The following is a 19625-nucleotide window of genomic DNA, read 5'->3' as shown; positions in this document are numbered from 1 at the left end:
TCCGACATGCACCAAGGCACCACTGACACTTCAGCGCTTTCTTCATCAGAGGCGTATAGCTGGGCCAAAGTCTCCATGAGACTGTCGCAAAAGGAACACGAACTCCAGAACGAGACTACCGATATCAAGCTGCTTTTTTGCATCATTTTGAATGCTTGAAAATGCGCCGCTGAACGATTTAGCAAATCTGTTTCGTCGTCAGGTTGAATCCGGCCAGGAACGGACGATCGAGTCTGGTGAAAAGCTCAGTATTAGGAGTGAAGCAATGCAATGTAGTTGTGGCAGTCGGGGCGACCTCGTAGAGATTGGTCATCACTATGCGGAGTTTGTCGCTGGTTTACGCTGCCTTGAGATAGGCCAATGGATCAAACTATTGCAGTGCCTTGATTGTGGTCAGTTTTGGCGAACGGATGAATGGGATAAATACCAAACCCTGTATGCGTTGAAGTTGAGTTCGCCAAAGGGCTGGGAGTCGGTCGATATAAAATCCTTGATAATAGAGCGTATGGTTGAGAATCACGGCGGATTAGATGCGTCTTTTTGTCTAGCTAAGAACTGCAAGCTACACGCACTCAAAGGGCGAGCATATTGCGGCCAACATTTTTACGACACTGGTGCAAGAGCTTGAGCAAGCTGATAGGGCTGACTGAAATCTGCCAATTGCTGCCTGTCGCCACCGTCCGTTTTGGGTCGTTTTCAGCCCTCCGCGGCGGGCAGAAATCGGCCAGAAGCAGGTTTTTACCTGACCGGTATGAGGCATTAAAGACAGTTATGACACTTTCCAAAGGCGACTTCATAAAACTAACCCACGTCGATTCTACGAAGGCGGTGTATGTTGATTGGATAAATGCTCGTGATGCGGCGCCTGGAGATATCGCAGTCGTCAAAGAAACTTTTAGTACGGAGTCTGGACTCATCGTCCGTCTATTGTGCGAGCCCCGGTCGGGCTTTCAAGAGTGGTGCACCACATTTTATGAAGCAGATTTGACCTACGAACTGTTGCTCATAAAACCAATTCACGATGACTAAACTTGAAAGTCCGCTTCGGGTTGTGGATTCCTGGCTCTCGCGGAAGGCAGGAGTCGACCCAGGCTGTGTAAAAACGCAGACACGGTTTTGAAGTCTGCGTCGCTACGTAAAATCTGCCAATGGTTGGTGGGTCAGTGGACCTGAAATTTGCGTAGGAACGCGCTTTTCGTTCTGGTTCTGACTGTCAAACCTGCTCTAAACCGTTTTTACACAGCCTCGGCCGAAAGCGGTCCTTGGATGAACGTCCGTTCTTGGCCAGCCCCCTTCGATACCGGCGCATTTATCGCTGCCGACCGGGTTTCTGGCAGCGTATAAGAGGCCGCCCCCGGCAGCCCAATCCTCAGAGCGACCTGCCTAAGCGCCATACCTCTAACTTCGCAACCCCCTCAAAGCAACCGTTCAATGGCAGAATCTCCTCAACTTGATCGTTTTGGAGAACACCATGCTTCGTGCGTTTGAACGAAGGCTCGACCCTTTTCCTCCTGACGAGGTACCACCGCCACCCGACGGCCTGGCTCGCTTCCTGTGGGCCTGTACGCGGGGTGCCCGCGGTTACATTCTGGTGTTTGCGCTGCTCAGTGCCGGTGTGTCGATTTACGAAGCCTGGCTATTTTCCTTCCTCGGGCAAGTCGTGGACCTGCTCTCGACCTGGCAGGCAGGCGGTGAAGCGGCTGCGCAGGAAAGTCGCGTGTTGTGGGGCATGGGCATCATCATGGTGGCCAGTGTCGGGCTGGTGGCGTTGCGCACCATGGTGCAGCATCAGATATTGGCGATTAACTTGCCGTTGCGGCTGCGCTGGGACTTCCATCGCTTGATGCTGCGGCAAAGCCTTTCGTTTTTTTCCGATGAGTTTTCCGGCCGGGTCACGACCAAGGTGATGCAGACTGCGCTGGCGGTGCGCGACATGCTATTCACCCTTATCGAGATCGCGCCCGGGATCGGGGTGTATTTCATCGCGATCATCGCACTGGCCGGCGGCTTCGCCCTGAAACTGATGCTGCCTTTCATTGCCTGGGTCGTGTTGTTTGGGCTGGCCATGTGGTACTTCGTGCCCCGCCTGGGGAAAGTCGGGCAGGAACAGGCCAATGCGCGGTCGATGATGACCGGGCGTATCTCAGACGCCTACACGAACATCACGACGGTGAAGCTGTTCTCTCACTCCAATCGGGAAGCGCATTTCGCGCGTGCAGCGATGGAGGATTTCAAACAAACCGGCTTTCGTCAGATGCGCCTGGTAAGCCAGTTCGAGATCGTCAACCAGGCATTGGTGGTGGCGTTGATCATGGCAGCAGGGGGGTATGCCCTGTGGCTATGGCACCAGGGTGAGGTCGGCGCAGGAGCCGTGGCGGCAATCACCGCCATGGCGTTGCGTATCAACGGCATGTCGCACTGGATCATGTGGCAAATGACCTCGCTGTTCGAGAGCATCGGCACCGTGCAGGATGGCATGGCAACCTTTACCCGGGGCCCAAAGGTGCAGGATGCGCCGGACGCGGGCGTGCTCGTGACCTCCGGCGGCGCGGTCACCTTCGATAAGGTGAGCTTCAACTACAATGGCGAACGTCAGGTGCTCGATGGCCTGAGCCTGCACATCCGTCCGGGCGAAAAGATCGGTCTGGTTGGCCGCTCTGGCGCCGGCAAATCCACGCTTATCAACTTGCTGCTGCGCTTTTATGACGTCGACAGCGGGGAGATTCGCATCGACGGCCAGAACATCGCAAAAGTGACGCAGGACAGCCTGCGCGGCTCCATCGGTATGGTCACGCAGGATACCTCCCTGCTGCACCGTTCCATTCGTGACAACATCGCCTATGGCCGCCCCGATGCGACCGACGCGCAAATCCGCAGCGCCGCGGCCAATGCCCAGGCTGATGAGTTCATCAGCCAACTGAGCGACCGGCAAGGCCATACCGGTTACGACACCCTTGTGGGTGAGCGCGGCATCAAGCTGTCGGGCGGCCAACGCCAACGCGTCGCGATCGCCCGGGTGATGCTCAAGAATGCCCCGATACTGCTTCTTGACGAGGCCACCAGCGCGCTGGACTCGGAAGTCGAAGTCGCCATACAGGAAAGCCTCGATGAAATGATGCAGGGCAAGACTGTGATCGCCATCGCCCATCGACTGTCCACCATTGCGGCCATGGACCGGCTCATCGTCATGGACAACGGACGCATCATCGAACAGGGCACCCACACCGAATTGCTCGGGAAGAACGGGATTTATGCGCGGCTGTGGCAGCATCAAAGCGGCGGGTTTCTGGGTGAGGATCGGGAAGTGGTCGAGGCTATGGATCAGGTGTGAGCGTGAAGAGGGCGCAGCAGGGGGCGATAGGGGCGGGCCACGACCATTGCCACTCGGCAAAGGTTGCTGTCGACCCAAAGTAGGCAGATCGGCCCTGACTCGGACCGGTCTGTCGATGGCGGTTAGAAACACCAGTCCTCAGCATATACGACGCGACAGAATGGTCCCGCCAGAGTCGCATTGTGATGAGCGACAATCTCTTCAGCCTTCAGCGCAGGGGTGCTGTTGCAGGTGTGGCCATCGGCGATCAGCACTGCATCGAATCCAAAATCCCGTGCAGCGCGGCAGGTGCTGTCGACACAGTATTGGGTCTTCATTCCGGTAATGACCACGCCCTGAGCGCCACAAGCTCGTAGCTGATCGGCCAGAGCAGTCTTGGTGAAGGCGTTGGGTCGGCTTTTCTCGAAGATCACTTCGTCGCCCTGTAGCTCCAGTTCCTCCACCAGTTGCGTCAACGGACTTCCAGGCTCGATAGGCGAACCAGGTGGACCAATATGGCGTGCGAGAAAAATTGGCGCACCTGCACGCCGGGCTTTACTCAACAGGTTATTCAACGTGTCTAGCAGCGCTTCGCCAGCCCACGGTTTATCCGGACCATGAAACAACCCAACCTGCATATCGAGAATCAAGAGTGCATACATAGTGCTTTTCCTTGCGTTTGGACCAGCGACACAAGGGCAAAAGAAAAGGCCCTGTCCATCGCTGGCGGGCCTTTGAAGTTCGTATGTTATTGGCTCACGACACCTCTCACGACCCGCCTCTGGCGGTCGTGGTAGTCGTGGTCAAGGCAATTCGTGGCTGATTCATAAAGCTGACAGTAGCTGCACGGCACCGGGTTGGCAAATGAGCGCATGAAGGTGAGGACTGATTCACGATCGTTAAGGTTCGCTTTTGGCCGATAGCCGTCCGCTACGAAGCGCAGCTATCGGCCCTGGATCGAAAACGCGGTCAGCACAACGACTTCTGGTAATAGAGCCGGGTATGTCCTGGTGGATAGTCTGCCAGGCGTCCGAATTCGGAGTAACCCAGTTTTCGATAGAAACCGGGAGCCTGAAAGCTGAAGGTTTCCAGCCAGATACCAATGCAGTGTTTTTTCTGCGCGACTTCTTCAGCCATGCGCATTAGCCGTTCTCCGATACCCTGACCGCGCATTGACTCGGGAACGCTGACAAGATCGATGAGCAGCCATCGATAAGAGATCTTGCCGTACAGCCCACCAATAACTTCGTTACTGTCAGCGTCTCGTAGCAACAGAGCAAAAGCTTCATAGGCGTCGTCCCCACCGTTGGCCAGGTTATGGGCCAGCAATGGGGTCAAAATTCCTAGTCGCTCTGCTTCAGTCGCATTTTCCGAAAGCTGGATTTCTACAGACATGGCGCTCTCCCTGAGCAGTGAGTAACGGGGTCAACAAGGTATGATTCTTAAGTCCTGCGCGTAGAGCAATACTCCACAATGAGTTGAGTGACCGCTGCCACAATCGCCTGATCCGCTTCAGGAGCGCTGAACAAGCGAAACTGCGCATCCGGCAAATCCGGCAATCCTTGTTCCGCCCCAAGAACCGCCAGTCCTTGCCCCAACTGGCTGACTGGCATGGGCGCTACCGCGAAACCAGCAAGCGCCGCGGCTCGCAATCCGGCCGTGCTGCTGCACAACATCGCCGTTCGTTGGGCGATCCCCGCCCGAGCCAGTTGTGTCAGGGCCACCTCGCGATAAGGGCACGGCTCGGGGAACAGGGCCAGCGGCAACGGCGTCGGTAACTCGGTGACGGGCTGCGCCGACCAGGCCCACACCAGCGGTTCTTGCCATAGCAGCAGCCCCGTGTCGCTGGTTTCGCACAGAGAGCCGATGACCAGTTCCAGATGCCCTTGTTTCATCGAGGCCAGCAACGTGCCCGGAATGCCCACCTGCACGTCGATCTCCATCCCCGGGTACTGCGCCGCGAAATCCTGAAAAGTCCGCATTAATCGCGATTCGACAAAATCTTCGGATACCCCGATCCGTAGTCGCCCGTGAAACGGCGTGCGTGTCAGTTCTGCCCAGGCATCACGGTTCAGCGCGAGGATGGTGCGTGCATAAGCCACCAGGCGTTCGCCATCGGGCGTCAGTTGTTGGGAACGGGTGGTACGCCTCAACAGGGGTTTACCAATCTGTTCTTCCAGTCGCCGCACGTGCCCACTGACCGCGGACTGGGTCAGGTGCAGTTTCTCGGCTGCACGGCTGAAGCCTTCTTCATCGACGACCGTGACAAATGTCTTGAGTAGCAGAACATCGAACATAGTTTGATATGTGATTAATTGGCTATTTATTTACGATTTATATTCCAAATGAAACTATGTTGCAATGTTTGCCGCCCCCCCATCTCCCATTACCCGAGGCGTGCCATGACTACTCTTCTGCATATCGAATGTTCCCCGCGCAAACAGCGCTCGGCCTCCCTTGAAGTCGCCCGCAGCTTCATTGCGCGCTATCAGGAAAACACCCCGGACACCGAAATCATCACCCTCGACCTTTGGAACATGGCGTTGCCGGAGTTCAATGATCAGGCCATGGAGGCCAAATACGCCGGACTCAATGGCACGCCCTTGACCCCGGTACAACAAGACGCTTGGAACACCTTAAAAGATCTGGCCGCGCACCTGCACAGCGCGGATGTGCTGGTGATGTCCGTGCCACTGTGGAATTTCAGCATCCCGTACAAACTCAAGCACTTCATCGACCTGGTGTCGCAGAAAGACATCCTGTTCAGCTTCGATCCGGAGCGCGGTCTGGAAGGCATGCTGCACAACAAGACCGCTGTGGTGATGTATGCCCGCGGCCTGGATTTTTCGGCGCAATCGATCACCCCGGCAGAACGCTTCGACTTCCAGAAGCCCTACGTGGAAGCCTGGCTGAAATTTATCGGCGTGACGGATGTGCACTCGGTGACTGTAGAGAAAACTATCCTGGGGGAAGACGTTGACCTCGGCGCGCGTGAGGTCGCGACTCAACAGGCCAGAGGATTGGCGGATAGTCTTGGTCGTTGACGCTTCCACTGCACCGTAGGTTATTCAACGCCCAACGGGATATTCAAACCCAGCTTCACGGTGCTCATCGAAACAAGGGTTTTGAAGCGTTTGACGTTATTGTTCTCAAAGAACAGCTCGCGGGTCAGGTCGGTGTACTGCTGCATGCTCCTGACCGCAACAGCGCCAGCAGGCCTGGTTGCGAATGCACAAGCCTTGCTAGCTCCTGGCACGGGTAAAAAACTCTGCGCTGTTTAGATCGATTATTTCTTTCGGTTCTTTATATAGCGCTGGGTCGAATATCCATAACCGATAAAACCACGTCCTCGCTTTGATTCTGTATGCGATGAAATCGATAGGGGCGCTACAGCAGACAACGGCGTCCCCGCCACGGCACTAAAGCGGTTTCAACATCAATTTCTGCTGCTCGGCCATCATCTTGTCGTCCCTTCGCCAGTCCTTAGAATCCGCCCCCATCAGCTTCGTCCAACTATCGAATCGCTTAGGGAGTTACACCATGATGAACGCCATGCAGATGCCAATGCCGATGATGAACACCAACATGTCGATGATGCCAATGATGGGCATGCCGATGATGATGGCGACCATGAGCTGCGAAATGATGGACGACGGCATGATGTGCAAAATGATGCCGGCTGCTGGCATGGATATGGCGATGTTCAAGAACAGCGCTGAAATGATGCAGATGATGATGAACTGCGGCATGCCGATGATGATGCATTGCGGCAACATGAGCATGATGTGCATGTCTCAGGCGAGCATGGCCATGCCAATGATGAACATGATGATGCCAATGATGGGCATGCCGATGCCGTCGATGAAGGGCATGATGGAATGCACCATGATGGCCGACGGCATGATGTGCAAAATCATGCCGATGGCTGGCATGAACATGGACATGATGAAAAGCTGCTGCGCCCTGATGATGAAAATGATGAACGATTGCAGCATGCCGATGATGATGAGCTGCAACGGCATGCCAATGATGTGCTGCACCTGCTGATCCTTGGCAGCAGACATTTAAAAGCCCCCGCGACCTGATGGTTGCGGGGGCTTTTTCATTCTGGCGACACCACAGATCCCACAAGGGATCTCGGTTCGGCGCGATGGAATTCAGTCCAGGCGTTCTGGATAGGTCACCACCAGATAAGCCACAGCCTCACTGTCGGCGGGGTTGCGATAGCGGTGGGGCTGGTCGGCGTAGAACAGGATCGAGTCGCCGGTGGACAGCAGGTAGCGTTCATCGTTGACGCTGATTTCCAATACGCCCTGTGACACCACCAGGTTTTCCTGCACACCGGGGCCATGCCCCTCGGAGTGGTCTTCGCCCAACGGGCTCAAACGCAGTTCGTAGAATTCCGATTGGCGTGCCACGTCGAACGGAAACAGTGCGCGGCTGACGAAGGCGCCATTGGCGCTGACCAGGCGTTTGCTCTGGTTCGCCGACAGCACCGCCACACCTTCGAAAGCCCGATGCTCGAGAAACGCCGCCACCGAAACCTTAAGGCCTTTGGCAATTTTGCACAGCACTTTGATCGACGGCACGCTGCGTCCGGATTCGATCTGCGCCAGCATGGCCCGACTCACGCCGCATTGCCGGGCCAGGGCGTCGAGGGACAGATGACGCTTGCCCCGCAGCCGTTGCAGGTTCTGCGCGACCCGCTCGCAGATCGGGTCTTCTTCCAGTTGTTCGAGGTTACTCAAGTCCGTCACGGGTTCGCCTGCGCTCACCAGAAAGCGCGAGGGTTGCTGCGCGTTCATGCGTGACGGGTCTCGGTCGACTGGGCGGCCTGGATCCACTGAAAGGCCTGTAGAGCGGCGTTGCGTGCGTACATTTCCCACATGGCCCGTGCCCGTTGCTGAGCCTGTTTGCGTTTGCGGTAGGTGGCGAAGTCGATGAGGTTGTCAGTCGGATTCATGGGGCACTTCACTGTGGTGATGAATGACGGGATGAGCTGAGAGTACGCGGATATTTTTATAACGATAAATACTGAATTTGTATTTATTAATGCTCTTTGGTTCTTATGAGTGGCCGCGTCAAAGCCCCCGACTGTTCCTGATCAACTCATAGGCCCGACGCACCAACGGGTTCACGGTGTTGGGCCGAATCCACAAGTGGTAGGTCACGTCCGGCAGCCGTGGCAGGCCATCGTTTTCGCCGAGCACGCGCATATCGGGGCCGAGCATTTCCATGCTTCTGGGCGTGACACCCAGCCCGGCACGCGTCGCGGCCTTGATGCCGATCAGGTTCGACGCCAGGTACGCCTGGCGCCATGGAATGTTGGCGCGCTCCAGCGCCTCCAGGGCGTAGCGACGATAGATGCTCGGTTCATCCACCAGAATCAGCGGCAAGGGTTCGCCCGGCGTATGGATGTACTGAGCTGAACAAATCCACCACACCGGCGAGGTACGCAAGGCGAAGCCTTCGAGTGTCGGGTCTTCGCGGGTGGAGATCACCATGTCGACCTTGCCCCGGTGCAGGTCATCCATCAGAAACGGGCTGCGGCCGACATCGATCTCCAGGCGCAAGCGCGGGGCCGAGCGGGCGATGTGGCTGAGGATCGGCGGCAGGATGGTGTCGGCGATGTCATGCGGCGAGCCGATCCGCAGCACACCGCTCAAGTTGCTTTCGCGCAGGGAATTCAGCGCATCGTCGTTGAGCGAGAGCATCTGCCGCGCATGACGCAACAACTGCAAGCCGGCTTCGGTCAGTTGCTTCTGACGCCCGCGCTTCTCGAACAGGTTCACCCCCACTTGTTGTTCCAGGCGTTGCATGTGCTGGGTGACCGACGATTGTGTGCGGGCCAGTTGCGCGCCGGCCTCGGCAAAACTGTGGTGATCGACCACGGCAATGAAGGTGCGCAGTAATTCGAGATCGAGGGTAGGTGAAGTCGCCATGGCCATTTCCGGGCTGTTTTTATATCAGGGCTGCAAACATAAACATTACATTTGTTTATGTGTTTTTGGCGATATTTTAGTGCTAATGCGGTAAATACGGGCGTTGTGAGGATTTTCGCTTAGCAGCAATACGGCAAGTTATAACGATATTAGATATTTGAATTTCCGTTACTTCAGGACTGTACCTAGGATGCCGCCTCATCAGGTCGGGGAACGCCGATCATCCATGAGGGGAAATCCATGTTGCTTGAGCGCTCACCTGTAAAACGATGGTTGCCTGTGATGCTGGGCGCCTTGATCTCATTGGCTACCAGTGCCGGGGCTCAGGCTGATGCCACGCTGGACAAGATCCAGCAACGGCATGTGCTGACGGTGGGGGTCGTACTGTCCGGCGGCCCCTTCGGCAGTATCGATCCGGGTACTCAGAAACCACGGGGCTTGAATGTCGACCTCGCTCAGGAACTGGGTCGGCAGTTGGGCGCCGAGGTGCAATTGGTGCCGGTATTGCCCGCCAACCGCGTGCAGTTTTTGCAGCAGGGCAAAGTGGATTTGTTGATCGCCAACATGGAATGGACCGCCGAGCGCGGTGAGATTCTCGGTTTTGTGCCAACGCCTTTCTACCGTGTCGGCGGTACCGCGGCGCTGCTCAAGGACAGCAAGATCAGCCGTTGGGAAGACCTCAAGGGCCAGCCCGTCTGCACCTCCCAGGGCAGCAGCTACATCAAGCCGCTCACCGAGCTGGGTGTGGAGATCAAGGCGTTCAAGAGCTCGTCGGAATCCTTGCTCGCACTGCGTGGCAACAACTGCGTCGCGGCAGTGCATGACGCCACGCTGATCAATCCGCTGATTGCCGACAACGCCGAATGGCAGGGCTATCGCGCGCTGAGTCCGGAACTCAACCCGGCCCCTTCGGTGATCTGGACCCGACCTGGCGAACGCGACACCCAGGCCCGGCTCGACCCCATCGTCAAGGAACTGCACCGCAGCGGCTGGCTGATCGACGCCCAGACTCGCAACCGCATCACCCCCGCGTCACCGGCCTTGGTGGAGTTGCAGAAACAGTTCCAGGCCAACGGCGCCTGAGCGGTTCACTTCATCGTTTCACTAGACCGTCGGCTGGCTCGGCGGTCATTCAAGGAAGTCGTGCATGAACCGATATTTTTCTGCTAGAAGCCTGGCCACGTTGTTCCTGGCTGGATGTGCAGCGCTCGGCGCCAGCCTCGCTCAGGCCGACGCCACACTGGACAAGATCGAACAACGCCACGCGATCAGCGTCGGGGTGATGCTCAGTGGTTCGCCGTTCGGCACCCTCGACCCCAAGACCGGCGAGCACCTGGGGTACAACGTCGAACTGGCCAAGGGCATCGCCAAGGCGCTGGGCGTCGAGGCGCAAACGGTCTCGGTGCTGGCGCCCAACCGGGTGCAGTTCCTGCAACAGGGCAAGGTCGACATCCTGATCGCCAACATGCAGTTCACCGAAGAGCGCGCCGAGATTCTCGATTACGTGCCCACGCCCTATGAAGAAGTCGGCGGCGCGGCGTTGATTCGCAAGGGCGCGGGTATCACCCAGTGGAGCGACCTGAAGGACAAGCCGGTGTGCGTGTCCCAGGGCAGCAACTTCATCAAGCCATTGCAGGAAAACTACGGCGCGCAAATCAAGGCGTTCCGCAGCCAGTCCGAATCGCTGTTGTCGCTGCGTGGCAATGGCTGCGTGGCGGCGGTGCATGTCAGCCCGACCATGCATACCTTATTGAGCGATGCCGAGTGGGCCGGCTATGAAATCCCGCTGCCGGGTGATTTGATCCCGTCGAACTCGGTGATCTGGGTGCGTAAGGGTGAGCACGATACCCAGGCGAAACTGGATGCCATTGTGCGCGACTGGCACCGCAGCGGCTGGCTGATCGAATTGGGCGAGCGCACCGGCATGGCGCCGTCGCAAGCCCTGCGTGACCTGCACGAGCAATACCGCAACGCGGCACCGCTGGCAGTGCGGTCATGAGTCGACCCTTGTTCGTGGCCTTGCAGCAACTGCTCGGCGCCCGGCATGTGCAGAGCAGCGAAGAAGCCGCGCCATACCTGACCGACAAACAGGGCCGTTATGTGGGGCAGGTGATTGCTGCTGTGCACCCGGCCAGTACGGAAGAAGTCGCGGCGGTGGTTCGTGCGTGCGTGGCCTGCGATACGCCGGTGGTGGTGCAGGGCGGCAACACCGGGCTGATGGGCGGCGCGACCCCGGACGCCAATGGCCGCGCGGTGTTGTTGCTGCTCGACCGGATGAATCGCGTGCGGGCGGTGGACACCGACAACGACACCCTGACCGTCGAGGCGGGCTGCATTCTGCAAACCATTCAAGACGTCGCCCGTGATGCCGGGCGTCTGTTTCCCCTGAGCCTGGGCGCTGAAGGCAGCTGCACTATTGGCGGCAATCTGGGCACCAATGCCGGTGGCACGGCGGTGTTGCGCTATGGCAACACCCGTGAATTGACCCTGGGTCTGGAAGTGGTCACTGCTCAGGGCGAAATCTGGAATGGCCTGCGCGGTTTGCGCAAGGACAACACGGGCTACGACTTGCGCGACCTGTTCATCGGTAGCGAAGGCACCCTCGGCATTATCACCGCCGCCACCCTGAAACTGTTCCCATTGCCCAAGGCTCGGGCCACGGCGCTGCTGGCCTTCGACTCGCTGGCCCAGACGGTGACGTTCCTGTCCCATGCCCGCGCCGGTTTCGGTGCCAGCCTGACCGCGTTCGAACTGTTGAGTGCCGGGTGCCTTGCGTTGCTGCGCGAGCAATTTCCCGAAGGCCCACAACCCTTTCTCGGCGCCTCTCAGCCCTGGTTCGCACTGCTGGAATTGTCCGATAACCACAGCGAGGGCCATGCCCGCGAGACGTTTGAACAGGTGCTGGGCGAAGCGTTCGAACAGAACCTGCTGGCCGATGCGCTGATCGCTGAAAGCCTCGCCCAGAGTCAGGCGTTATGGCTGTTGCGCGAGAACATGAGCGAGGCGCAGAAGCGTGCCGGTCGCAACATGAAGCACGACATCTCGGTGCCGATTTCCCAGGTCGTGGCATTTGTCGCCCATACCGATGCGCTATTGCAGCGCCATTTCCCCGGTGTGCGGCACTACACCTTCGGCCATCTGGGCGACGGTAACCTGCATTACAACGTCGCCCATCCGCACAACTCAACGGTCGAGGCGCACATGGCCCATTACGCAGCACTCAGCCAACTGGTGCACGACAGCGCCCACGCTTACGGCGGCTCCATCAGCGCCGAGCACGGTGTCGGCCAGCGCAAACGGGACATGCTCGGACGCTACAAAAGCCCGGTGGAACTCGAGCTGATGCGCCGGATCAAGCGGGCGCTGGACCCGAAAAACCTGCTCAACCCGGGCAAAGTATTGGAGGCAGTCGAGTCATGAGTGTTCGCCTGTCCAAACGCGTGCAGCGCGTCTCGCTGTCGGCCAATGCCGCCGCCAAATCCCAAGCCACGGCCCTGCGTGATGCCGGTCGCGACATTCTTGACCTGACCACTGGCGAGCCGGATTTCGACACCCCGGACCACATCAAGCAGGCTGCTTATGCCTCCATCGCCGCCGGTACCACCAAGTACACGCCGACACCGGGCGTGAAGGCCTTGCGCGTCGCTGTGCAACGCAAACTCCTGCGGGAAAATCATTTGGATTACCCGCTGGAATCCATCGTGATTTCCAACGGTGCCAAACAGATCATCTTCAATGCCTTTGCCGCCACCCTCGACGACGGCGATCAGGTGCTGGTGCCAACGCCGTACTGGCCATCGTTCCCGGACAGCGTGCGCTTCAACGGCGGCGAGCCGGTGTTTATAGGATGTGGATTGGAGCAAGGCTGCAAGCTGACGGCCGAACAATTGGAGCAACGGATTGGCGAACGGACTCGCTGGCTGATCCTCAACGGCCCCGGCAACCCCAGCGGCGCGGTGTACAGCGTGGCCGAGCTGCGCGCCTTGGCCGAGGTGCTGCGGCGTCACCCCCAAGTGCTGATTCTGCTGGATGAACTCTACGAACATATCCGCTTCGACGGTCGACCGGCCCAGAGTCTGCTCAACGTCGCAGCGGATTTGCAGCCGCGCTGCCTGCTGGTAGGCGGCGTGTCCAAGACTTACGCCATGACCGGTTGGCGCATCGGTTTCGGCGCCGGGCCGCAAGCGCTGACCCATGCTATGACCGTCGTGCAGTCGCAATCCACCTCGGGCGCCTCCTCGGTCGGACAAGCCGCCGCGTTGGCCGCCTTCGAGGGCGGACTGGGTTTCTTGCCAGAACAGGTCGCGGCCTATCAACAACGCCGGGATGCACTGGTCAGCGCCTTACGCGAAGTGGATGGTCTTGAAGTGCTTGAACCTCAAGGTGGTTTCTTCGTATTTGTACGCTGTGTCGGGTTGTTGGGGCGCTATCGCCCGGACGGTCAACGTCTGCAAAGCGATGCCGACGTCGTCGCGTATTTGCTGGAAGAGGGCGTGGCCGGCGTGGCGGGCAGCGCTTATGGCTTGTCACCGTGGTTTCGCTTGTCCATCGCTACTGCAACTGAAACCGTAGCCGAGGCAGGACGACGCATCGCTCAAGCCTGCAGGCAATTGCGGGGCGAACCATGAGTCATTTGTTGGAGCTATTCGTCCACTGGGCCGCCGGATTCGGCCTGAACTACGGCTTTGTGCTGGACGCTTATCAGCGCGGAACCCTGGAGCAGGGCGCGCTGACCACGGTGCTGCTGTGCCTGTTCACCATCGTCGGCAGCCTGCTGGCAGGGGTCGGTTTGGCGGCGATGTTGACCTCGGGTAAACCCTGGCTGGCAAAACCTGCGCGGGTGTTTGTCGAAGTCACCCGCAACACGCCGACGCTGGTGCAGCTGTATTGCGCATTTCTGGTGCTGAATATGCTGCTGACCCAGGCCGTCGGCGCGGCCAACCCGCTGACGCCGTTCGCCTGGGTGGTGATCGTGATTTCGCTGCACAAAGGCGCGTTCCATGCCGAAGCCTTGCGCGCCGGCATCGAAGCCGTGCCGGCGGTGACAATGGAGGCGGCCAGTTCGCTGGCGTTCAGCAGCCGCCAGTTGTTGTGGAATGTGCAACTGCCGCTGGCCTTGCGCTTCGCCTTGCCGTCGCTGATCAACAACCTGATCGACCTGGTAAAAATGACCGCTGTCGCCTCGGCCATTGCCGTCGGCGACATCACCTACGCGGCGATCATGATCTGGACCCAGAGCGATAACGTGTTGGAGCTGATGATTCTGATCCTGACGTTTTTCGGCCTGCTGAGTTTTACCGTCAATTGTGTGGGACGCCTGCTCGAAGCGCGCCTGAGGATGCCCGGTTATGGCCATTGAATCGTCCGTCACCGCGCCGCTGGCCTGGCCGCGTCGGCATGTCGGCAAGTTGCTGCTGTTGGCGGGGGCCGTGCTCTGGCTGGTGTATTTCGCGCCGCACAGCCCGGTACTCAAGGCTTTGCTGCAATGGTCGCCGGCCTTGGTCGTCGGGTTTGGCCAGAACATTCTGATCAGTCTGGTGGCGATCGGGCTGGGCTCGTTGCTGGGGTTGTTGGTCGGTGCCCTGACGTTGTCGCCGTTGTGGCTGCTGCGCTTGCCGGCGCGGATCTGGGTGCAGATTTTTCGCAACGCGCCGTGGCTGGTGCTGATCTATTTCACCACCTATGTGTTCCCGTTCGAGATCCACATCGGCGGCACTTATGTTTCGTTCCCGGACTGGGTCAAGGTCACGATTGGCCTGGCGTTGCCGGCGAGCGCCAATGTTGCGGAGATCTTCCGTGGTGCCGTCGCCTCGATCCCCAGTACCCAGTGGGAAGCGGCGCGTTCCCTGGCCTTCACTCGCGGGCAGATTTTCCGCTCGATCATCCTGCCGCAGTGCTTCAAGCGCATGTTGCCGCCGTGGATGAACCTCTACGCGGTGATCACCATGGGCACCGCACTGGCGTCTTTGGTGGGCGTGCATGACGTGATCGACACCGCGCAAATCGCCAGCAACACGGTGAACCTCACCGGCTTCACCGTGGTGATTTACCTGAGCTTGCTGGTGCTGTTCTTTGCTTACTGCTACCCGATTTCCCGACTCACCCAACGCCTGGAGCGACGTTATGCCTTCTACTGAAACCGTCGCCGAGCCCTTGGTCCGCCTGCGCGACCTGCACCTGTCATTTGGCAGCAACCCGGTGCTCAAGGGCATAGACCTCGACGTGCATCGCGGCCAGGCCGTGTCGATCATTGGCCCGTCCGGCTCCGGCAAGTCGACGATCCTGCGCTGCATCACCGGCCTGTTGCAGCCCCAGCGCGGGAGCATCCGCGTCGGCGCCACCGAGGTTCACACCCTGGCCCAGGAAACCCAGCGCATCGAGTTACGCAAGCGTGTGGGGTTTGTGTTCCAGCAGTACAACCTGTTCCCGCATTTGTCGGTGCTGGAGAACCTGGTGATCGCCCCGCGCAAAGTGCTGGGGCGCAATCGCGCCGAGGCCGAGAAAGACGCCCGCGCCTTGCTGGCCAAAGTGCGCATGGAGCACAAGGCCGATGCTTATCCAGGGCAACTCTCCGGCGGTCAGCAACAGCGGGTGGCGATTGCCCGGGCGTTGGCCATGCGCCCGGAGCTGATTCTGTTCGATGAGGTGACTTCGGCCCTCGACCCGGAAACCGTTGGCGAGGTGCTGACGGTGATTCGCGAACTCACCGAAGAGGGCATGACCTGCGTGCTGGTGACCCACGAAATGCGCTTCGCCGAAGAGATCAGCGACGTCGTCTACTTCACCGAAAATGGCGTGATTGTCGAACGCGGCAGTGCCGAGCAGATCTTCCAGCACCCCACCAGCGAACGGACCCAGGAGTTTCTGCGTCACGCCCTGGGCGATCCGGGACGCCGTCCCCGTGTCGCCAACGATCCGTATCTGTTGAGTAACCTGAGCCGCTACAGCCTGTCCGTCTAATACCGAGGAGTCTGTTCATGAGTACCGATAACCGTGCCGCCGTCATCGAGGATTTCCTCAAGAAAATCCGCGTCATCCATCAGCGTGGCGTCGACCGTGCCGCGTTGACGGAGATCGTCGCCTTGCTCGAAACCCTGGCCGAGCGCCGCGATCTGTTCAATTTCGACGTGTTCCCGGCGCCAGTGCCGGGGCAGGGCAGCACCGCGTTTCGCTACCGTCTGAACGACGATGGCGACACGCCGACGTTGTACCTCAACTCATTGCTGCCGGGTAAAAGTACGATCCCGCACAACCATGAAACCTGGGCGATCATCAGCGCCATCGAAGGCCAGGAAATCAACTACGTCTACACCCGTGATGACGAGGGCCGCGAGCCTGGGTTCACCACGTTGCACCTGGAAAAGGAAGTGATCGTGCAACCCGGCACGTCGATCTCGTTTCTCGGTGAAGACCTGCATGGCATCCGTGTCGAAGGCGAGCAGCCGACCCTGCATTTCCACCTGTACGGTCTGCCGCTGGAGTCGCTCAACGGCCGTTACGGGGTCGAGGCCGACGGGCGCATTCTCAATTACAACGCCTCGCAAATGGCGCCGTCGATCAAGGCCTACGCATGAATCGGACCGTAACCCCAGGGCAACTGCAGCAATGGCTGTTCGACGGGCAGGAAATTGCCCTGTTTGATGTGCGTGAGCATGGCCAATATGGCGAAGCCCACCTGTTTCACGGGGTGAACCTGCCCTACAGTCGCCTGGAGCTGGAGGTCCGACGCCTGGCGCCGAATCCTCAGGTGCGGCTGGTGATCTATGACCAGAACGGCGGGGGCATCGCGATGCGTTCTGCTCGGCGTTTGCAGGCGCTGGGGTACAGCCGCGTGCATATTCTCGACGGCGGTGCCGATGCCTGGAAGGCGGCAGGCCTGCAACTGTTCGCGGGTGTGCATGTGCCGTCCAAAGCCTTTGGCGAGTTGGTGGAAGAGGCCAGTGATACGCCGCATGTCACCGCCAGGCAGTTGGCTGAATGGCAAGCCCGGGGCGAGCCGCTGGTGGTGCTGGACGGTCGGCCGTTCGACGAATACCGCAAGATGACCATCCCCGGTTCTGTCTGCTGCCCGAATGGCGAACTGGGCTATCGCGTACAGGATCTGGTGCCGGACGACAGCACGCCGATCGTGGTCAATTGTGCCGGTCGAACCCGCAGCATTATTGGCGCCCAGACCCTGATCAATCTGGGGTTGAAGAACCCGGTCTACGCCTTGGAAAACGGTACGCAGGGCTGGTACCTGGAAGATTTCCGGCTGGAACATGGCAGCACCCGCCGCTATGCCGATGAGGTGTCATCGAAGACCTTGCCGCAACAACGCCTCGCCGCGGCACAACTGGCCGAGCGGGCCGGGGTAAAAACCGTTGCGGCGGCGCAGGTCGAGCAGTGGGCAGGGGACGCCGCACGCAGTTTGTTTCTGTGCGATGTGCGCACTGCCGAGGAGTTTGTCGCCGGCAGTCTGTCGGGTGCGCAACACACACCGGGTGGGCAGTTGATTCAGTCTACCGACCTGTACATCGGCGTGCGTCAGGCGCGGCTCGTGCTGATCGACAGCGATGGTATACGGGCGCCGATCGTCGCCAGTTGGCTGCGGCAGTTGGGGCATGAAGCTTATGTGCTGGAGGGTGGGGTGAGCAGCGGTCTGGCGTTGCCGACGCATGAGACGCCCGCACACGAAGCGTTGCCGGTCATCACGGCACAAGCCTTGGCCGATGAGTTGAAGGATGACGCGGTAGCATTGATTGACCTGCGTCCGAGCATGACCTTCCGCAAAGGTCATATCGCCGGTTCGCGCTGGTCGATCCGTTCGTTGCTGGCAAGTGAAGTGGCCGGTGAACAGCGAGCTCTGGTGTTGCTGGCCGATGACCCGCAACTGGCCGCTTTCGCGGCGCTGGAATTGCCGGATGTTCAACGTGCGCAAACCCGGCTGTTGAGCGGCGGTGTTGACGCCTGGCGCGAGGCGGGTTTTGCGTTGCAAGAGGATGCCAACACGCCGCCGGATCAGCAGTGCATCGATTTTCTGTTCTTTACCCATGATCGCCACGCCGGTAACAAGGACGCGGCGCGTCAGTATCTGGCCTGGGAAATCGGCCTGTTGGCGCAAATGAGCGCAGACGAAATCGCCAGCCTGAAACCGCTGCGCGCGCCGTCTCAAGCGACTCGTGATGCGCGGGTGCGTACCCGTCTGGTGCAGGCGGCGCGTACCGAAAAGGGCAGTGGCAGTCGAGGTGTCAACGTGCCCGTCACTCGTTTGAGCACGGTGCTGTTCGACAACCTGGCGCAGATGCGCGATGCCCGTGCTCGCCGTGACCGGGAGCGGGTGTTGAGCTATGGCGCCCGGGGCAATCCGACGGCTTTTGCCTTGGAAGATCTGGTGACGGAACTGGAGGGCGGTTACCGCACCCGACTGTTCGGCACCGGACTGGCGGCGGTGGCGCAGACGTTCCTGGCCTACCTGCGGCCCGGCGATCATGTGCTGATCACCGACGCGGTGTATGCGCCCGTGCGACGTCTGGCCCGCGAACTGCTTGGGCCGTTCGGCGTCCAGGTCAGCTACTTCGCGCCTGACGGCAGCGGGCTGCAATCTCAACTGCTAGCCAACACCAAAATGGTCTACACCGAAGTGCCCGGCTCGCTGCTGTATGAACTCTGCGACCTGCCGGCCATCGCCGCACTGTGCAAACCACGGGGCATCCTGTTGGCCGTCGATAACACCTGGGGCTCGGGCTACCTGTACCGGCCGCTGACCCTGGGCGCGGACATCTCGATCATGGCGTTGACCAAGTATCTGTGTGGCCACAGCGATGTGGTCATGGGCAGCGTCTGTACCCGGCAAGAGGTCTGGCAGCCGCTGGCGTCCATGAGCGACACCTTTGGCATCGCCGTCAGCCCCGACGACGCCTGGCTGGTGCTGCGCGGCGCCCGAACCCTGGCGCCACGCCTGGAGGTGCACGAACGCCAGGCCCTGGAAATCGCTCATTGGCTACAAGCGCAACCGCAGGTGAAACGGGTGTTCCATCCGGCGCTGGCCGATCATCCCCATCATGTACTGTGGCGGCGGGACTTCACGGGCAGTAACGGACTGCTGTCCTTCGAACTGCGCGATGCCGACGCCACGTACGTAGAGCGCTTCATCGATGCGTTGCAGGTGTTTGGTCTGGGCGCGTCCTGGGGCGGCTATGAAAGCCTGATCACCGTCGCCGACACCCAGGATCGCAATAGTGCGGCAGATCGCGCATTGAACCCGGTGCTGCGGTTGCACATTGGCCTGGAAGATGTCGACGCGTTGATCGAGGATTTGCAACGCGGGTTCACCGCTATCGCGGACTAGGACTTGCGCTGATGCCGGTCAGTCGCAACGCGATCTGTAGCAG

The 19625-nt window shown here is 59.5% G+C and carries 20 protein-coding genes and 1 pseudogene; 14 read left to right on the top strand and 7 right to left on the bottom strand.

All coding sequences use genetic code 11. From position 1 onward, the window contains the following. The first annotated feature begins 151 nt into the window (after nucleotides 1–151). From JUI81_RS31310 to JUI81_RS31300, 3 genes are all read left to right on the top strand, one after another. Complete coding sequence (locus JUI81_RS31310) at nucleotides 152–628, top strand: hypothetical protein (RefSeq protein ID WP_204125665.1); 477 nt, start codon at nucleotides 152–154, stop codon at nucleotides 626–628. After that, a complete protein-coding gene (locus JUI81_RS31955) occupies nucleotides 625–1029 on the top strand; it encodes a hypothetical protein (RefSeq protein ID WP_239077747.1) in 405 nt (134 codons plus the stop codon). The genes JUI81_RS31310 and JUI81_RS31955 overlap by 4 nt, the downstream gene beginning before the upstream one ends. Nucleotides 1030–1471: 442 nt before the next feature. Further along, on the top strand, nucleotides 1472–3331 hold the full coding sequence (locus tag JUI81_RS31300) for an ABC transporter ATP-binding protein (protein ID WP_204125664.1): 1860 nt from the start codon (nucleotides 1472–1474) through the stop codon (nucleotides 3329–3331). A gap of 122 nt (nucleotides 3332–3453) precedes the next feature. Here JUI81_RS31300 and JUI81_RS31295 read toward each other — a convergent pair whose 3' ends face one another. The 3 genes from JUI81_RS31295 to JUI81_RS31285 all read right to left on the bottom strand — a co-directional run bounded on the left by JUI81_RS31295 (nucleotide 3454) and on the right by JUI81_RS31285 (nucleotide 5607). Then, nucleotides 3454–3972 carry a cysteine hydrolase family protein gene (locus JUI81_RS31295; RefSeq protein WP_204125663.1) on the bottom strand — a complete coding sequence of 173 codons (519 nt, stop codon included), beginning with the start codon at nucleotides 3970–3972 and terminating at the stop codon, nucleotides 3454–3456. Nucleotides 3973–4279: 307 nt separating this feature from the next. Beyond that, entirely contained in the window at nucleotides 4280–4705 is a 426-nt protein-coding gene (locus tag JUI81_RS31290; RefSeq protein ID WP_204125662.1) for an N-acetyltransferase, read from the bottom strand. Nucleotides 4706–4752: 47 nt separating this feature from the next. Next, complete coding sequence (locus JUI81_RS31285) at nucleotides 4753–5607, bottom strand: LysR substrate-binding domain-containing protein (protein ID WP_204125661.1); 855 nt, start codon at nucleotides 5605–5607, stop codon at nucleotides 4753–4755. A 105-nt stretch (nucleotides 5608–5712) separates the two neighbouring features. Here JUI81_RS31285 and JUI81_RS31280 point away from each other — a divergent pair, with 105 nt between their 5' ends. After that, nucleotides 5713–6354, top strand: coding sequence for an FMN-dependent NADH-azoreductase (locus tag JUI81_RS31280; RefSeq protein WP_028940215.1), 642 nt, complete (start codon nucleotides 5713–5715; stop codon nucleotides 6352–6354). Between the two features lie 20 nt (nucleotides 6355–6374). Here JUI81_RS31280 and JUI81_RS31275 read toward each other — a convergent pair. Beyond that, a pseudogene (locus JUI81_RS31275) lies at nucleotides 6375–6515 on the bottom strand (AsnC family transcriptional regulator); the annotation flags it as partial. A 335-nt stretch (nucleotides 6516–6850) separates the two neighbouring features. Here JUI81_RS31275 and JUI81_RS31950 point away from each other — a divergent pair. Further along, on the top strand, nucleotides 6851–7357 hold the full coding sequence (locus JUI81_RS31950; RefSeq protein ID WP_239077746.1) for a hypothetical protein: 507 nt from the start codon (nucleotides 6851–6853) through the stop codon (nucleotides 7355–7357). A 110-nt stretch (nucleotides 7358–7467) separates the two neighbouring features. Here JUI81_RS31950 and JUI81_RS31260 read toward each other — a convergent pair whose 3' ends face one another. The 3 genes from JUI81_RS31260 to JUI81_RS31250 all read right to left on the bottom strand — a co-directional run bounded on the left by JUI81_RS31260 (nucleotide 7468) and on the right by JUI81_RS31250 (nucleotide 9252). Continuing rightward, nucleotides 7468–8115, bottom strand: coding sequence for a helix-turn-helix domain-containing protein (locus tag JUI81_RS31260; protein WP_019579465.1), 648 nt, complete (start codon nucleotides 8113–8115; stop codon nucleotides 7468–7470). Continuing rightward, complete coding sequence (locus tag JUI81_RS31255) at nucleotides 8112–8273, bottom strand: hypothetical protein (protein ID WP_019579464.1); 162 nt, start codon at nucleotides 8271–8273, stop codon at nucleotides 8112–8114. Before JUI81_RS31255 ends, JUI81_RS31260 begins: the two co-directional genes overlap by 4 nt. Before the next feature lie 118 nt (nucleotides 8274–8391). Then, on the bottom strand, nucleotides 8392–9252 hold the full coding sequence (locus JUI81_RS31250) for a LysR substrate-binding domain-containing protein (protein ID WP_204125659.1): 861 nt from the start codon (nucleotides 9250–9252) through the stop codon (nucleotides 8392–8394). 240 nt (nucleotides 9253–9492) lie between these two features. Here JUI81_RS31250 and JUI81_RS31245 point away from each other — a divergent pair, with 240 nt between their 5' ends. The 9 genes from JUI81_RS31245 to metC all read left to right on the top strand — a co-directional run bounded on the left by JUI81_RS31245 (nucleotide 9493) and on the right by metC (nucleotide 19582). Next, on the top strand, nucleotides 9493–10335 hold the full coding sequence (locus JUI81_RS31245; RefSeq protein WP_204125658.1) for a transporter substrate-binding domain-containing protein: 843 nt from the start codon (nucleotides 9493–9495) through the stop codon (nucleotides 10333–10335). A gap of 64 nt (nucleotides 10336–10399) precedes the next feature. Then, complete coding sequence (locus tag JUI81_RS31240) at nucleotides 10400–11251, top strand: transporter substrate-binding domain-containing protein (protein WP_204125657.1); 852 nt, start codon at nucleotides 10400–10402, stop codon at nucleotides 11249–11251. Next, nucleotides 11248–12672 (top strand): FAD-binding oxidoreductase, encoded by a 1425-nt coding sequence (locus JUI81_RS31235; RefSeq protein WP_204125656.1) that lies wholly within the window; start codon nucleotides 11248–11250, stop codon nucleotides 12670–12672. Before JUI81_RS31240 ends, JUI81_RS31235 begins: the two co-directional genes overlap by 4 nt. Then, the gene (locus JUI81_RS31230; protein ID WP_204125655.1) at nucleotides 12669–13880 is read left to right on the top strand and encodes an aminotransferase class I/II-fold pyridoxal phosphate-dependent enzyme; all 1212 of its coding nucleotides are present in this window, start codon (nucleotides 12669–12671) and stop codon (nucleotides 13878–13880) included. The genes JUI81_RS31235 and JUI81_RS31230 overlap by 4 nt, the downstream gene beginning before the upstream one ends. Continuing rightward, complete coding sequence (locus JUI81_RS31225) at nucleotides 13877–14611, top strand: amino acid ABC transporter permease (RefSeq protein ID WP_028940220.1); 735 nt, start codon at nucleotides 13877–13879, stop codon at nucleotides 14609–14611. Before JUI81_RS31230 ends, JUI81_RS31225 begins: the two co-directional genes overlap by 4 nt. Next, complete coding sequence (locus JUI81_RS31220) at nucleotides 14601–15389, top strand: amino acid ABC transporter permease (protein WP_204125654.1); 789 nt, start codon at nucleotides 14601–14603, stop codon at nucleotides 15387–15389. The genes JUI81_RS31225 and JUI81_RS31220 overlap by 11 nt, the downstream gene beginning before the upstream one ends. Further along, nucleotides 15376–16212, top strand: coding sequence for an amino acid ABC transporter ATP-binding protein (locus JUI81_RS31215; protein WP_204125653.1), 837 nt, complete (start codon nucleotides 15376–15378; stop codon nucleotides 16210–16212). Before JUI81_RS31220 ends, JUI81_RS31215 begins: the two co-directional genes overlap by 14 nt. A gap of 17 nt (nucleotides 16213–16229) precedes the next feature. After that, nucleotides 16230–16826, top strand: coding sequence for a cysteine dioxygenase (locus JUI81_RS31210; protein WP_204125652.1), 597 nt, complete (start codon nucleotides 16230–16232; stop codon nucleotides 16824–16826). Continuing rightward, nucleotides 16823–19582 (top strand): cystathionine beta-lyase, encoded by a 2760-nt coding sequence (metC, locus tag JUI81_RS31205; protein WP_204125651.1) that lies wholly within the window; start codon nucleotides 16823–16825, stop codon nucleotides 19580–19582. The genes JUI81_RS31210 and metC overlap by 4 nt, the downstream gene beginning before the upstream one ends. Nucleotides 19583–19625: the final 43 nt, after the last annotated feature.

The organism is Pseudomonas sp. 008 (assembly GCF_016861935.1).
Lineage (GTDB): Bacteria > Pseudomonadota > Gammaproteobacteria > Pseudomonadales > Pseudomonadaceae > Aquipseudomonas.
Note: the sequence above shows the minus strand (reverse complement) of the source record. Positions and strands in the feature narration are given on the sequence as shown.

Bases quoted from the DNA above. Each gene is read 5' to 3' on its own strand.
- JUI81_RS31295 (WP_204125663.1), bottom strand. From the start codon at position 3,972: ATGTATGCACTCTTGATTCTCGATATGCAGGTTGGGTTGTTTCATGGT.
- JUI81_RS31245 (WP_204125658.1), top strand. From the start codon at position 9,493: ATGTTGCTTGAGCGCTCACCTGTAAAACGATGGTTGCCTGTGATGCTG.
- JUI81_RS31215 (WP_204125653.1), top strand. From the start codon at position 15,376: ATGCCTTCTACTGAAACCGTCGCCGAGCCCTTGGTCCGCCTGCGCGAC.
- JUI81_RS31310 (WP_204125665.1), top strand. From the start codon at position 152: ATGCTTGAAAATGCGCCGCTGAACGATTTAGCAAATCTGTTTCGTCGT.
- JUI81_RS31300 (WP_204125664.1), top strand. From the start codon at position 1,472: ATGCTTCGTGCGTTTGAACGAAGGCTCGACCCTTTTCCTCCTGACGAG.
- JUI81_RS31285 (WP_204125661.1), bottom strand. From the start codon at position 5,607: ATGTTCGATGTTCTGCTACTCAAGACATTTGTCACGGTCGTCGATGAA.
- JUI81_RS31240 (WP_204125657.1), top strand. From the start codon at position 10,400: ATGAACCGATATTTTTCTGCTAGAAGCCTGGCCACGTTGTTCCTGGCT.
- JUI81_RS31950 (WP_239077746.1), top strand. From the start codon at position 6,851: ATGATGAACGCCATGCAGATGCCAATGCCGATGATGAACACCAACATG.
- JUI81_RS31220 (WP_204125654.1), top strand. From the start codon at position 14,601: ATGGCCATTGAATCGTCCGTCACCGCGCCGCTGGCCTGGCCGCGTCGG.
- JUI81_RS31290 (WP_204125662.1), bottom strand. From the start codon at position 4,705: ATGTCTGTAGAAATCCAGCTTTCGGAAAATGCGACTGAAGCAGAGCGA.
- JUI81_RS31225 (WP_028940220.1), top strand. From the start codon at position 13,877: ATGAGTCATTTGTTGGAGCTATTCGTCCACTGGGCCGCCGGATTCGGC.
- metC (WP_204125651.1), top strand. From the start codon at position 16,823: ATGAATCGGACCGTAACCCCAGGGCAACTGCAGCAATGGCTGTTCGAC.
- JUI81_RS31255 (WP_019579464.1), bottom strand. From the start codon at position 8,273: ATGAATCCGACTGACAACCTCATCGACTTCGCCACCTACCGCAAACGC.
- JUI81_RS31235 (WP_204125656.1), top strand. From the start codon at position 11,248: ATGAGTCGACCCTTGTTCGTGGCCTTGCAGCAACTGCTCGGCGCCCGG.
- JUI81_RS31250 (WP_204125659.1), bottom strand. From the start codon at position 9,252: ATGGCGACTTCACCTACCCTCGATCTCGAATTACTGCGCACCTTCATT.
- JUI81_RS31280 (WP_028940215.1), top strand. From the start codon at position 5,713: ATGACTACTCTTCTGCATATCGAATGTTCCCCGCGCAAACAGCGCTCG.
- JUI81_RS31210 (WP_204125652.1), top strand. From the start codon at position 16,230: ATGAGTACCGATAACCGTGCCGCCGTCATCGAGGATTTCCTCAAGAAA.
- JUI81_RS31230 (WP_204125655.1), top strand. From the start codon at position 12,669: ATGAGTGTTCGCCTGTCCAAACGCGTGCAGCGCGTCTCGCTGTCGGCC.
- JUI81_RS31260 (WP_019579465.1), bottom strand. From the start codon at position 8,115: ATGAACGCGCAGCAACCCTCGCGCTTTCTGGTGAGCGCAGGCGAACCC.